Raw genomic sequence first — 13,425 nt, forward strand, 5'->3', positions numbered from 1 at the left:
CCGATCATGCCACCACCGCCCCGCCGTCCACGGCCAGCACCGCTCCGGTGACGAACGACGCCGCGGGGTCGGCGAGTTGCGTGATCGCCCAGGCCACCTCCGCCGGGCGGCCGATCCGCCCGGCCGGGGTGTGCGCCAGCTGCCAGGCCCGCAGCGCGGCCAGCCGCTCCGGCGGCAGGCCGCGGACGATCGGGGTGTCGACCGCACCCGGGGCGACGGCCACCACCCTTACCTGCGGGGCGAGTTCGACGGCCCAGCTGCGGGTGAGCGCCTCCAGGCCGCCCTTGGTCGCGGCGTACACCGAGTTGCCGGGCCAGCCGCGCTGCCCGACCGAGGTGCTGACGTTGACCACGACGCCGCGGGCGGCGGTCAGCAGCGGCAGCACGGACCGGGTGAGCAGCGCGGGCGCGACCAGGTTGGTCGCCACCTGCTCGTGCACGGCCTCCCGGCGCAGTTCGCCGAGCGGGGCGCTGCGCACCACGCCCGCGTTGTTGACCAGCACGTCGAGGCGCCCGTACCGGTCGGCGACCGCGGCGGCGATCCGCTCCGGGCCGCCGTCCGCCGCGAGGTCGCCCGCCAGTACGTCGACCGCCGGGTGCCCGGCGGCCGTCGACTCCAGCGCCGGCCTTCCGCGGCCGACCGCGACCACCCGTGCGCCCTGCGCGGCGAAGGCCCGTGCCGTCGCCCGTCCGATCCCGCTGCCCGCCCCGGTGACCAGGACGATCCGTTCCTCGTTCGTCATGCCGCCGATCGTCCGACCCTGCCGCCAACGGCAGGGTCAAGCGCGGGCGTCCGGGCCGGTTCAGGCCAGCCGGCCGCCGCCGTCCACGTGCAGGACGGTGCCGGTGACGTACGGGTTGTCGATGGCGTACAGCACGGCCTTGACCAGGTCCTCCGGGGCGCCGACCCGGCGGGCCGGGTTGCGGGCGGCGACCTGCCGGAGGAACTCGTCCTTCCCGGCGCCGAGGCCGTCCCAGGAGCCGGTGTCGACGATGCCCGGGGAGACGGCGTTGACCCGCAGCGGGGCGAGTTCCACCGCGAGGGCCTGCACCAGGAACGCCAGCGCGCCGTTGGTGGTGGCCATCACGGTGCGGGCGGGCGCGGGGCGCCAGGCGGCGACGCCGGAGAAGAAGGTCATCGAGCCGCCGTCGGCGAACTGCCCGGCGAGGTGCTTGGCGAGCAGCAGCGGGCCGATCACCTTGGCGTCGAACGCCCGGCGGACGTCGGCGAGTTCGAGGTCCTTCAGCGGGCCGTTGGCGGGCATCCCCGCCGTGGACACCAGGTGGTCGAGCCGTCCGGCGCCCGCCGCCAGCGCCTCGATGGACGCCTCGTCGGTCAGGTCGACGGGCAGCACGGCGGACGGGCCGGCCAGTTCGCCGGCGGTCCACTCCAGCTTTCGCGGGTCGGGGCCGGCCAGCACCAGTTCGGCGCCGGCGGCGGACGCGGCGTGCGCGACCGCCCGGCCGGTGCGCGAACCTGCGCCGACCACGAGGACGCGGCGGCCTGCGAGGGTCTCGGACATGGGGGAACTCCTTCTCTCGGGTACCCCTCCACCCTCGCCGGGGCCGTTCCATGCGTCCAAGGCTTGTTCTTCACCGTTCCCATAAACTGCGTGCATACTGCCTGCATGGCAACGCTCCGACAGCTCGAGTACCTGGTCACCGTGGTCGACACCGGCTCCTTCACCCGGGCCGCGGAGCAGCTGCACGTCACCCAGCCCGCGCTGTCGCACCAGGTCCGGGCCCTCGAATCCGCGCTCGGCGGCCCGCTGCTGGAGCGACTGCCGCGCGCCGTCCGCCCCACCCCGCTCGGCCGGGCCGTCCTGCCGCACGCCCGCGCCGTCCTCGCCGACGCCCGACGCCTGCACGCGGCGGCCCGCCGCACCGCCGGCCTGGAGGACGGCGAACTCGAGGTCGCCACCATCCACTCGATCGCCCTCGGCATCCTCCCGCCCGTCCTGCGGGCCTGGCGCCGCGAGCACCCCGAGGTCCGGATCCGGCTGCGCGAGTACCCGCACGCCGAGCAGTTGCGCGCCGCGATGGCCGCCGGCGGCGCGGACCTCGCCGTCGGACCGGTCCCCGCCGACTGGGACGGACCCGTCCGCGAGCTCGGCATCGAGGAGTTCGCCCTCGTCCTGCCCGCCGACGACCCGCTCGCCGGCTCCCCCGGCGGCACCCTCCCGCTCGCCGCCCTCGCCGACCGCGACTGGGTCCACTACGCCCCCGGGCACGGCCTCGCCGAACTCCTCGACCAGGCCTGCGCCCGCGCCGGCTTCCACCCCCGCGCCGCCGTCCGCACCGAACAGACCTCCGCCGCCCCCATGCTCGCCGCCGCCGGCCTCGGCCCCGCCCTCGTCCCCACCACCGTCCTCCCCCCGACCCTCGACGCCGCCGTCCTCCGCCCCCACCCCCCGATCCACCGCCCCTTCGCCGCCTACACCCGCACCCGCCCCGACCGCCTCACCACCACCTTCACCAACACCCTCGCCACCCACACCGGCCTCTCCCGCTGACGGCCGGTCAGGAGGTGAGGCTGCGCTCGATCCGGTCGCGCTGCCGCACCGCCCGCGGATCGCTCCGGTCGGCCAGCAGGGCGAGTGCGGCGGCCCAGTGGCGGCGGGCGGCTTCCGCGTCCCGGCCGTGCAGGGCCCGGGCCAGGCCGTCGAGGTCGAGGGCTTCGTACCAGCCGTCGCCGAGTTCGCGGTGGTTTCCGGCGGCGCGGCGGAAGAAGCCGGCCGCGTCCTCCGGCCGGTCGAGCCGCAGGTAGGTCTCTCCGGCGCCGTGCCAGGCGAGCGCCTCCCGGCTGCGGTCGCCGAGGCGGCGGTGCAGGACGGCGGAGCGGTGGTAGGCGTCGAGCGCTTCGGCGTACTCGCCGACGTCCCGCCGGCTGTCGCCGAGCGCGAGCAGCCAGAACGCCTCCAGCCGGTGGTTGCGCAGGTTCAGCGCGATCTCCACGGCGGCCTGGGCCAGCGTCAGGGCCTGCTCGGTCTCGCCCTGTTCGCGCAGGATGTCGCTCAGCATCCGCAGGACGTTCCCCTCGCCGCGCCGGTCGCCCGAGGCGCGGTACGCGGCGAGCGCCCGTTCGGCGGCGGCCCTGGCCTCCGCGGTCCGCCCGGCGTGCTGGTGGGCGCCGGCCAGGTTGGCAAGGGCCGTGGTCTCCCAGTGGGCCTCTCCGAGCCGCCGGAACGCGGCCATGGCTCGCTCGAAGTACGGTGCGGCTTCGTCCAGTTGACGGCCGCGCAGGTGAGTGACGCCGAGCAGGTTGAGCGCGTGGGCCTCGTTGACGGGGTCGCCGAGTTCGCGCCAGAGCGCGAGCGCGCCCCGGTGGTGGTCCAGCGCGGCGTCCAGGCGGTTGACCTGGGTGTGCGCCATGCCGAGGTCGGTGAGCAGCAGGGCCTGCGCGGCCCGGTCGCGCAGTCGCTCGGCCGCCGCCAGGCCGAGGCGGCCCGCCGGGATCCAGTCCCCTCCCGGCGCGGTGGCGGCGGGGGCGTTCCAGAGCGCGGCGGCCAACTGCCAGGTGTGGCGGTCCTTCCCGGCCCCGTCGGCGCTGCGCACGGTGTGCAGGAGGTTGGCGCGGTCGCGCTCCGCCCAGTCCGCGGCGGCGTTGCGGTCGGCGAAGGCGAGGGGCTGGACGCCGTCGGCCGGCGGATCCAGCGGGAGGCGGGCCTCGGCCGGGCTCAGCCACTGCTGCGCGGCGTCGGCGGTGTGCAGGTACCAGTCGAGCACCCGGCGGAGTGCGGCCTGCCGGGCCTCGGGCGATTCCTCGTGCCGGGCCTGGTCGGTGGCGTAGGCGCGCAGCAGGTCGTGGAACTGGAAGCGGTCGGGGGCGGTCTGTTCGACCAGGTGCGCGCCGACCAGGGTGTCCAGGAGTTGCCTGGTCCGGCCGGTGGTCGACTCGGCCAGCGCGGCTGCGGCGTGCAGTCCGAACTCGGGCCCCGGGTGCAGGCCCAACCGGCGGAACAGCCGGGCCGCCGGCTCGGGCAGGGCGCGGTAGGACCAGGCGAACACGGTGCGCACGGCGTCGCTCTCCTCCTCGTCCCCGACGCTCAGGACGTCCCACAGCGCGGACTCGTCCCGCAGGTCGGCGATCAGCTCGCCCAGTGCGAGGTGCGGCAGGCTCGCGGCCCGTTCGGCGGCGATCCGCAGGGCGAGCGGGAGCAGGGCGCACAGTCGGGCCAGCTCGGTCAGGTCGGCGGGGTCGTCGTCCGGCCGGTGGTCGGCGGTGACGGTGCGCAGCAGGGCGACCGCCTCGGGTTCCGGGAGGGTTCCGACGGTGAGGCGGCGCGCGCCGTCGCGGACGGCGAGTCCGGACAGCCGGCTCCGGCTGGTGACGAGGGCCAGCGAGCCCGCGCCGCCGGGCAGCAGCGGACGGACCTGGCCGACGGACGCGGCGTTGTCCAGCACCACCAGCACCCGGCGGTCGGCCAGCAGCGAGCGGTAGAGCGCCGCCGCCGCGTCCTGGTCCGCCGGGACGGACGCGGCGGGCACGCCGAGCGAGACCAGGAACCGGCCCAGTGCCTCCCGGGCAGTGACGGGCTGCCCCGGGTCGTACCCGCGCAGGTTGACGTAGAGCTGCCCGTCCGGAAAGCGCGCCCGGGCCCGGTGGGCCCAGCGCAGCGCGAGCGAGGTCTTGCCGGCCCCTGCGGTACCCGCGATGACGTACACCGGAGCGTGCTCGGCGCCGTCCGGGACGGCATCCAGCACTCGCAGCTCGTCGGTGCGGTTGACGAAATCCCGGACGCCCGACGGGAGCTGACGGGGCGTGGGGAAACCGGCCTCGGGCTCCGTCCGGCCGTGCAGATGGATGCCACCGCTCACCGACCCGACCTGGACCGCCTGGTGTGCCGTCCCCGACAGCTCGTTGCGCGTCCCGCCGCCGCTGCTCCCGTTGATCGCCTACTCCGTTTCCGCACCGGGCGGTGCGAGGGGTGCCACTTCCCGCGCGAACCAGGACGCCACGTCCTCCCCCAGCCGGTAGAGCGACCCGATGAACTCCTCCCAGGCGCCGACGAGTTCCGGGTCGACATGGCGGACGGCGCCGTCCGGGACTCCGGTCGGCGTGTACTGGACGTGGTACAGGGTCCGGCCGCCGAGCACCACGACCTCCGGCAGCGGGTCGAGGCCGTCCGCCAGGTCCTCCGCGGGGACGATGCGGACCCGCTCCCCGCATTCGGCGCGCATCCGCAGCGAGTGCAGCTCCCATTGCAGGTAGCCGGTCAGCGGGCGCTCGACCACGCGGACCCGGTGGAAGTGCGATCCGCGTTCCTCGTCCTCCCGTCCGATCGCCTCCAGCGTGCCGCGCCGTTCCTCCAGCAGCCGCAGCGCACCCTCCCAGTCGCCGCGGCGGAGCGCGTCCCGGCTCGGGCTGTTCTGCTCCTCGAAGTACTGGAGGCGCTCGAGTTTCCAGGAGTCCCGTCCACGGATCCGCGCGTCCCGCTCCCGGAAGTCGCGCCGGTACGCCTCCCGATCGAGCCGGCAGCCCCACTCCGGCTTCAGCGCCGGGGCGCGCAGCTCAGGCATCCGGGATGTCCGGCTTCGCGGCGGTGAGCATGGCGCCCGGGATGACGACCAGGCGTTCGTGGGGGGCGAGTCGGACGTCCGGGGGGAGGCGGTGGCGGTAGGCGTCGGTCAGGTCGGTGCCGATGACGGCGATGTCGCCGTTGGCGAGTTGCCAGAGGTCGGGGCATTCGTCGCGGCCGTCGGAGGCGTGCAGGGCGGCGGCGGGGCGGCCGAGGCGGCGGGTGAAGGGGCGGACGGGTCGGGTTGCCAGGTGGGGGGCATGGGGGCCTCATCCGTCGGCGCGGCAGTGGCCGGCCAGCCTACACCTGACGGGTCGTCAGGGGCAGCGGGCCGGGGCGAGGACCGCCGGCGGGGTGGTTCGGGATCGAAGTTATGCTGGTCGCCGTCACCGTTCAGCGCTCGGGGGATGTCGTGCCGCCCTACTACGCCAGCATCGCGGGGCCGCGGCCGCGGCGCCGCCGCCGGGTGTTCCTGGCTGCGGCGGCGGGGGTGCTGCTGCTGGCGCTGGTGCCCGCGGTGCGGCACGGGGCGGAGTCGCTGGTGGGGGCGGGCCGGCCGGACGGTCCCCGGCTGACGGTGGCGACCTGGAACATGTGCGGGGTGAACGCCTGGGGCTGCGGCGAGTACGGCGGCGGGGAGCAGAAGGCGAAGGCGCTGCGGTCGCTGGCGCAGGACCACGGGGCGCGGGTGGTGCTGGTGCAGGAGGCCTGCCGGGGCGACCTGGACCGGGCGCGGACCGGCCTCGGCGCGGACTGGCAGCTGGCGTTCGAGCCCTACCGGCAGGTGGACGCGGCGGGCACGGCCACGCCGGTGGACTGCGGCGACGGCCGGGGCGAGGCCGGTTTCGGCATCCTCGCGGCCGCCCCGCTCACGGACGTCACCCCGGTGCGGTCGCCGCAGCCGGCGCAGGGCCTGCACCGCGGCATCCTCTGCGCGACCGCGACCCCGACCCCGAGCGCCGCCGGCCCGAATCCGGCGGCGGCCCCGCTGCGGCTCTGCGTCGCGCACCTCTCGCTGCCGCCCTCCGACCGCTCGGACCGCCCCGCGGAGCTGCGGGACGACCAGCTGGCGGCGCTGCGGGCGGCGGCCGGCCCGGGAGACTCGGTGTTCGGCGGCGACTTCAACTCCTCGCCGCCGGGCCCGCGCAACAAGGACGCCTGGATCTGGCCGGCGGGCTACTTCGACTCGGTGCAGGAGTGCGACCAGGAGTCGGCGGACCAGCGTTCGGGTTTCGCGGCCACCCACGAGAACGGTCTGAAACTGGACTACCTGTTCACGGCGCTGCCCCGGCACGGCTGTTCGCAGGTGGACACCGGGTTCTCCGACCACCGGGCGGAGCTGCTCACCGTCGCCGCCGCGCTCTGAGCCGGTCCCGCGCAGCAGGACCCGCACAGCAGGACCGCCCACAGCAGGCCCCCACAGCAGGACCCCGCGCGGGCTCCCCGGTCAGTCCCCGTACCGCTCCTGGAGCTTGGGGTTGCGCGCGAGCGCCCCGGCCACCACGAAGGTGACCTGCCCGGGCGGCGAGACCCGCCCGTCGGGGGCGACGGCGCGGACGTCGACGGTGTGGCCGCCGCCGCGCCACTCCCAGGCGGGCTGCCAGGTCCACCTGCCGTCCTCGACCGGGGCGGCGCCCAACGCATGGTCGCCGATGGCGAGTTCGACCCGTTCGGCGTCGATCGCGTGGCCGCTGAGGCGGACCGCCGGGCCGGGCACGTAGCTGTTGTCGGCGGGGTCGGTGACCACGGGCGGGTCGAGCGGCGGGGCGGGTTCGGTGACGGCGAGGGTGTGCCGGGTGCGGGGGCTCTGCTCGCCGTCGGCGGCGACGCCGAACAGCTTGAGGGTGTACTCGCCGGCTTCCCAGGGGCGGCTGAACCGGCGCTCCCAGCGGCCTTCGGCGTCGGTCGGCGCGGAGCCCATGTACTTGCCGTTCAGCCAGATGCTGACCCGGGCCGCGCCGGGGCGAGGCCGCCGAGGGCGACGGCGTGCCCGGGGACGGTGGTGCCGGGCGCGGGGAAGTCGACCCGGGGGCGGGGGAAGCGTTCGGTCGCGGCGAGCAGCGCGTCGATGGGCGCGGTGTCCCGGCCGGGCTGTTCGCCGCCGGTGCGGACCTGGCCGAGGCGCGGGGCGATCCCGGCGACGAGCAGGTTGAGCAGGCCCATGATGGGCGGCAGGGTCCGGGCGGTGACGGTGTCGTGGCCGGTGATCAGCGGGGAGTCGTTGAACACCAGGTTGAAGTTCGGGTAGTCGCGGAACAGGTCGACGAACGGCGCGACCTGCCGGCCGTAGTGCTCGTCCTGCGGCGAGGTGACGAGGTAGACGTTGGTGTGCCGGTGCGGGGTGCCGGCGACCAGTTCGGGCATCACCGTGTCGAGGGCGGCGATCTTCTCGGGCGTGACCTGACCCATCATCAGGGCGGCGGCCGCGGGCCGGCGTTCGTGCAGGGCAGTGCCGATCCGGAACTGCGGGACGACGGCGAGGGCGTTGCCCCAGCCGTGCCGGAGCGCGAACTGGAGCGCGGCGGTGCCGCCCTTGGAGCCGCCGAACATGGTGACCTGGTCGGCGGTGAGGCCGAGGGCGTGCGCGAACCTGGCGATCAGCGCGGCGACGGAGCGTTCGACGCCGAAGTCCATGTCCTTGCACAGGTAGTAGGTGTTGCCGCCGTCGAACAGGTCGCGGATCCACAGGATGTTGGCGCGGACCTGGTCGAGGACCCCGTTGGAGAAGCCGTACTCGTCGCGGGCGGAGAAGTTGGCGAACACCACGACGAGGTGCCGGGTGCCGTTGCGGGCGTGGCTGAAGCGGTACTCGACGGGGACGGGTCCGCTGTCGTCCCGGCCCTCGACCACGGGGCGGCTGGGGCGGGTCTGGTCAGACACGGTGGGATTCCGTTCCTCTGCGCATGCTCTGCAGGTCGCGGAGCCGGGCGGCGGCTCCCTCGGGGTCGGGTTCGGCGGTGAGGTGGGCCGGCAGCGGCCAGGGGACGCCCTCGAAGCTGTCGGGCACGGCCGGCCGCGCGGCCGCGGCCGGGGCGGGCGCGGGCGGCGCGTCGAGGTCGCCGCCGGCGACCAGCAGGCGGTCGGCGAGCCGGGCGGCGGCGTGTCCGTCGTCGAGGTCGCAGTAGTCCCGCTGGAAGCGCCGGTAGCGCTCGCCGTAGCGGGCGCGGACCTCGTCGGCGTGCCGGATCGCGGTGATCAGCTCGGCGGAGCCGGCGAGCAGCGGCCCGGGTGCGCTGGCCTCGAAGTCGAAGTAGAAGCCGCGCAGAGTGTCGCGGTAGTGCTCCAGGTCGTAGGTGAAGAACAGGATCGGCCGGCCGGTGTTGACGAAGTCGAACATCAGCGAGGAGTAGTCGGTGATCATCACGTCGGTGATCAGCGACAGGTCGGCCATGTCGGGGTAGTCGGAGACGTCGTGGACGAATCCGTCGCCGGCGCCCGGCACGGGGTCGACGACGTTGGGGTGGCGGCGGACCAGCAGCACGTGGTCGTCGCCGAGCCGGGCCCGGGCGTCGTCGAGGTCGATCCGGAAGTCGAACTTGTACCGGCCAGGCGCGTAGTACTGGTCGTCGCGCCAGGTGGGGGCGTACAGCACGACCCGCTTGCCGTCGGGGATGCCGATCCTGCGGCGGACGGCGGCGGCGCGCCGCGCGCCGTCGGGGCTGCGCAGCACGTCGTTGCGGGGGTAGCCGGATTCGACGATCTCGCCGGGGAAGCCGAAGGCGCGGCGCAGGATGGGCGTGGAGAAGGTGTTCGGGGAGACCAGCAGGTCCCAGTTCTCTACCTCGACGGCGAGCCGTTCGAGGTAGCGCTTGTCGGCGAAGTGGACGGCCTCGATGTCGTGGCCGATCTTCTTCAGCGGGGTGCCGTGCCAGGTCTGGACGACGACCTGGCCGGGGCGCTTGCGGAACCAGTCGGGCAGGTGGTTGTTGGCGACGATGTAGCGGCTGGTGGCGAGGGCGTCGTACCACTCGGGCGACCACATGCGGACGGCGCGGGCGGTGTCGGGGACGTCGACCTGGTCGTCCTTGACCACCCACAGGTGGTCGAGCGGGACCTGACGGCGGATCAGTTCCTCGTGGACGGCGCGCGGGCTGTCGGAGTACTGGGTGCCCTTGAAGGCGTCGAACAGGACGGCGGGCTTCACGGGCTGCTGGCGGGCGGCGGGGTAGGCCTTGGTGCGCAGCAGCTTCTGCCGGTAGGGGCCGCGGGCGTGGTCGGGCATCGCGGAGTGGACCTGGAGGGAGAGCCGGTCGTAGCTCTCGGCCTGGAGGTCGTAGCCGCGGCCGTCGTCCTCGACGGCCTGCGGGAGGCCGGGGATGGCGTCCTGGTCGAGCTTGAGCATCAGGTCGGGCAGCCGGTCCTCGGGCGCGGTACGGGCCGGGTCCTGGCGGCGCAGGTAGAGGTCCCAGCGTCCGGCGGCGAGCGGGACGGTGCCGGCCAGGGTGCGGATCCGGGCGGGGGCGAAGCGGGCCCGGAAGTGTTCGCCGGAGAGTTCCAGCGGGACGGCGCGCTCGGTGCCCTGGGCCCGGGAGCGCAGCACCAGGTGGACTTCCGGCCGGCGGTCGGCGGGCACCAGGTGCAGGGCGTGGTAGCGGCCGACGATCTCCAGGGTGCCGTCCTCCTCCCAGCCGTAGCGGGTGGTGAGCGGCAGGGTGGCCCGTTCGAACAGGACGAGGTAGCCGGCGCCGTTGCGGTGGACGACGAGTTCGCGGTCGCGCTCGGGGGTCTGCAGGCTGTCGGGGAGGCGGTGGTGGCCGTCGGGGGTCTCCTCGGCCATCACCGGATACATCGTCAGTTTCCGTCCGGCGACGTGGAAGGTGGTCTTCCAGCCGTTGGCGCCGAGGTCCCAGGACTGCGGGACGGCCTCGCCGGCGTCCTCGCTGCGGTGCGCGGGCACCAGGCTGCGCAGCGGGACGCGGACGGTGAAGGTGCACCAGCCGTCGCCGCCGGGGGTGAACCGGACGGGCGCCTGGGTGCGGCCGGCGCCGCCGAGGCTGACCAGCCGGAGCTGGCCGCTCTCGGGGACGGTGGGGCCGAGGTGGACGCCGCGCAGTTCGAGGTGCTCGCCGGTGATGCGGTGGGCGGTGATCCGGCAGCGGACGATCTCGACCCGGAGCTTGAGCCGGTTCTGGACGAACAGCGGCAGCACCCGGGTGTTCTTGTCGACGTACCGGTAGGGCGGGTTGGCGGCGCTGCCGACGGTGCCGCGGTCGAGGCCGCGGTAGCGGAACAGGCCGCGGCTGAGCACGCCGGCGGCGACGTCCCAGGTGCCTTCGGCCCACTGGCCCTTCTGCTTGAGCCGGCCGGTGTCGAAGGTCGCGGTGAAGCCGGACCAGTCGTAGCAGTACCGGTTCTGGTTGGAGTGCTCGGTGGCCTGCGGGGCGTACACCGTGCGGGCGGGGACCAGCAGCATCCGGCCCTGCTTCTTGTTGCGCAGGGCGAGCGCCTTGACCGACATGTGCCGCTTGTGGACGTTGACGAAGCGGATGTAGCTGCTGCCGGAGAGCTCCAGCCGGTCGCCGTCCCAGCGGACTTCGCCGATCGAGCCGTGCAGCGAGAGCTCCTTGCCGAGCCGGTACGCCTTGCGGCCGATGCCGACCCGGCGGTCGCCGAGGTGCGGGTACTTGAGGTAGCGGTGGAAGCGCCGCTGGACCGGCATCGGGCCGCCGCGGCGTTCGAACTCGACGACGTCCAGGAGTTCCTGGAGCTTGCGGCGGCGCACCAGCCACCACTTGACCCGGGCCTCGGCGGGGAGTTCGTCGATCAGGTCCTCGCCGGCCTCGTCGAGGAACTCGTTGGCCCACTGGACGAAGGAGTGCCGGTACTCCTCGTCGCCGTCGGGCAGCGCCTTCAGATGGAGCATCAGGTCGGAGGTGAGGCAGGCCAGGTCGTACTTGCGCTTGGACTCGGCGAAGCTGCGGGAGCGGTGGCCGCCGAGGAAGCGGCTGACGGACAGCACGGCGGAGACCCGGTCGCGCAGGTTGTCGAGTTCGTGGTGGCGCTGGGTGATGGAGGGGGCGGCGTTGCCCTCGCGGCGGCGCCAGTAGTAGACGACGTCGGTGATGGTGTCGACCTTGGCGGCCCGGAAGTGGGCGAACATGTTGACCCAGGAGTCCTCGTAGAGGACGCCTTCGGGGAACTCGATGAAGTAGTAGTCCCAGAAGCTGCGCCGGAACAGCTTGTTCCACACCGTGCGGTCGTAGATGAGCTTGTCGAACCTGGTGATGTGGGTGCCGCGCCGGTTGGCCGCCATCGGGCCCTTGTGCAGCGGGGACTGCCACTTCTTGGTGGAGTTCATCATCTGCACGTTGCCGGAGACGAAGTCCGAGCCGGACTCCTCCAGGGTGCGCAGCAGCACCTCGTAGGCGTGCTCGGGCACCACGTCGTCGCCGTCGGCGAAGACCAGGAACTCGGCGTCGGGGTGCAGCGCGCGCAGGCCGGTGTTGCGGGCGTGGCCGGGGCCGTGCGGGTCCTGCCGGATCAGTTTGAAGCGCGGGTCGCGGGCGCACATCGCGCGGGCGATCGCGGTGGACCCGTCGGTCGAGCCGTCGTCGACGAGGATCACCTCGAAGTCGCGGAACGACTGCCGGGCGATGGACTCCAGGCATTCGGCGAGGTACGTCTCGACGTCCTGGAAGGGCACGACGACGCTCAGCCTGGGGCGGTGGGCAAGCATGGTCCGTTCCTCCGTCAGCCGGCGACGGCGGCCGGGACCGGCTTGTCCTCGCGCAGGGCCTGCCAGAGCTTCTGCGCGCGGGCCTCGTCGGCGACCACCCGGTTGTGGTCGATCCGGTCGGCGACGACGGGGAGCATCACGGTCTTCATCCGCTCGGGCTGGAGGCCCTTCATGCTCTGCGCGAAGTCGAGCAGGCCGTTGAGCGAGCCGAGGTCGGTGTCGGTGGTGAGGGCCTTGGTGGCCGCGTTCGCCACGCCGTACGCCTTGGTCGGGCTGGAGAGAGTGCCCTTGCGCTGGAGCTGGGAGAGGACGGAGAGCAGGAACTTCTGCTGGAGGCCGATCCGGCCGAGGTCGCTGCCGTCGCCTATGCCGTGCCGGGTGCGGACGAACGCCAGCGCCTGGGTGCCGTCCAGGGTGTGGGTGCCGGCCGGCAGGTGCAGGCCGCTGTACTTGTCGTCGATCGGGGCGTCGGTGGTGACCTCCACCCCGCCCATGGCGTCGACGAGTTCCTTGAACCCGGCGAAGTCGATCTCCACGTAGTGGTTCATCCGCAGGCCGGTCATGCTCTCGACGGTCTTCACCACGCAGGCCGGACCGGCCGTGGTGTAGATCGAGTTGAACATCACCCGGGGCGAGGCGGGGACCTGCTTGCCGGCGGCGGTGGTGCAGGCGGGGCGGGCGACCATGGTGTCGCGCGGGATGCTGACCACGGTGGCGTTGGCCCGGCCCTGCGGGATGTGCACCAGCATCGCGGTGTCGGAGCGGGCGGTGCCGCCGACGTCGCCGCCGGCCAGTTCGCCGTTGTCGCCGCTGCGGGAGTCGGAGCCGAGCACCAGGATGTCCTGGGCGCCGGTGGGCAGCACGGCCGGCCGGTCCTCGCCGAGGGCCTTGTCGATGTCGACGGTGTCGAGGTTGCCCTCCAGGTGCCGGTACATCCACAGCCCGGTGCCGCCGGCGGCCAGGGCGAGCGTGAGCACGACGCCGCCGCCGATCAGCAGGATCCGCCGGCCGCGGCGGCGCCGCTTCGGGGCCCGGCCCGATGCGGCCGCAGCGGTCTCCGGTGCGGCCGACATCCCGTCAGTCTGCGCCATGGGTCGAGCGTCCTCCCAGCCCCCGGGCTCGGTGCGTACCCGGACTGACTGGTCATGCTCTCATGCGATCTTCATGACTTGTTTACTTCTTTGATCACGGACCCATACCGTCTCTTTGCGTTTCCGTTGCCTGACGCTCC

General features: G+C 74.0%; 10 protein-coding genes. 2 read left to right on the forward strand and 8 right to left on the reverse strand.

Annotation, left to right across the window (positions count from 1 at the left end):
• Positions 1–4: 4 nt before the first annotated feature.
• Both KCH_RS07965 and KCH_RS07970 read right to left on the reverse strand, forming a co-directional pair.
• Positions 5–742, reverse strand: coding sequence for an SDR family NAD(P)-dependent oxidoreductase (locus KCH_RS07965; protein WP_035860670.1), 738 nt, complete (start codon positions 740–742; stop codon positions 5–7).
• 60 nt (positions 743–802) lie between these two features.
• Positions 803–1,522 (reverse strand): SDR family oxidoreductase, encoded by a 720-nt coding sequence (locus KCH_RS07970; protein WP_035860671.1) that lies wholly within the window; start codon positions 1,520–1,522, stop codon positions 803–805.
• Between the two features lie 105 nt (positions 1,523–1,627).
• Here KCH_RS07970 and KCH_RS07975 point away from each other — a divergent pair, with 105 nt between their 5' ends.
• Entirely contained in the window at positions 1,628–2,512 is an 885-nt protein-coding gene (locus tag KCH_RS07975) for a LysR family transcriptional regulator (RefSeq protein WP_035860672.1), read from the forward strand.
• 7 nt (positions 2,513–2,519) lie between these two features.
• On the opposite strand, the gene KCH_RS07980 is transcribed toward KCH_RS07975, so the two are convergent.
• Positions 2,520–4,817: an ATP-binding protein gene (locus KCH_RS07980; RefSeq protein WP_084223367.1), complete on the reverse strand. Its 2,298-nt coding sequence runs from the start codon at positions 4,815–4,817 to the stop codon at positions 2,520–2,522.
• A 78-nt stretch (positions 4,818–4,895) separates the two neighbouring features.
• Positions 4,896–5,519, reverse strand: coding sequence for a DUF6879 family protein (locus KCH_RS07985; protein ID WP_035860674.1), 624 nt, complete (start codon positions 5,517–5,519; stop codon positions 4,896–4,898).
• 372 nt (positions 5,520–5,891) lie between these two features.
• Here KCH_RS07985 and KCH_RS07990 point away from each other — a divergent pair, with 372 nt between their 5' ends.
• Positions 5,892–6,884 carry an endonuclease/exonuclease/phosphatase family protein gene (locus tag KCH_RS07990; protein ID WP_051652869.1) on the forward strand — a complete coding sequence of 331 codons (993 nt, stop codon included), beginning with the start codon at positions 5,892–5,894 and terminating at the stop codon, positions 6,882–6,884.
• Positions 6,885–6,965: 81 nt separating this feature from the next.
• Here the strand turns inward: KCH_RS07990 and KCH_RS41100 are convergent, their stop codons facing one another.
• From KCH_RS41100 to KCH_RS08005, 4 genes are read right to left on the reverse strand one after another with little or no spacing between them, the layout of a single operon-like run.
• Entirely contained in the window at positions 6,966–7,439 is a 474-nt protein-coding gene (locus tag KCH_RS41100) for an Ig-like domain-containing protein (RefSeq protein WP_051652870.1), read from the reverse strand.
• A gap of 11 nt (positions 7,440–7,450) precedes the next feature.
• Positions 7,451–8,398, reverse strand: coding sequence for a hypothetical protein (locus tag KCH_RS07995; protein WP_051652871.1), 948 nt, complete (start codon positions 8,396–8,398; stop codon positions 7,451–7,453).
• Entirely contained in the window at positions 8,391–12,194 is a 3,804-nt protein-coding gene (locus tag KCH_RS08000; protein WP_035860677.1) for a bifunctional glycosyltransferase/CDP-glycerol:glycerophosphate glycerophosphotransferase, read from the reverse strand. Before KCH_RS08000 ends, KCH_RS07995 begins: the two co-directional genes overlap by 8 nt.
• Positions 12,195–12,208: 14 nt before the next feature.
• Positions 12,209–13,285 carry an LCP family protein gene (locus tag KCH_RS08005; RefSeq protein WP_084223369.1) on the reverse strand — a complete coding sequence of 359 codons (1,077 nt, stop codon included), beginning with the start codon at positions 13,283–13,285 and terminating at the stop codon, positions 12,209–12,211.
• Positions 13,286–13,425 lie beyond the last annotated feature (140 nt).

Source organism: Kitasatospora cheerisanensis KCTC 2395, from assembly GCF_000696185.1.
Classification (GTDB): Bacteria; Actinomycetota; Actinomycetes; order Streptomycetales; family Streptomycetaceae; genus Kitasatospora; species Kitasatospora cheerisanensis.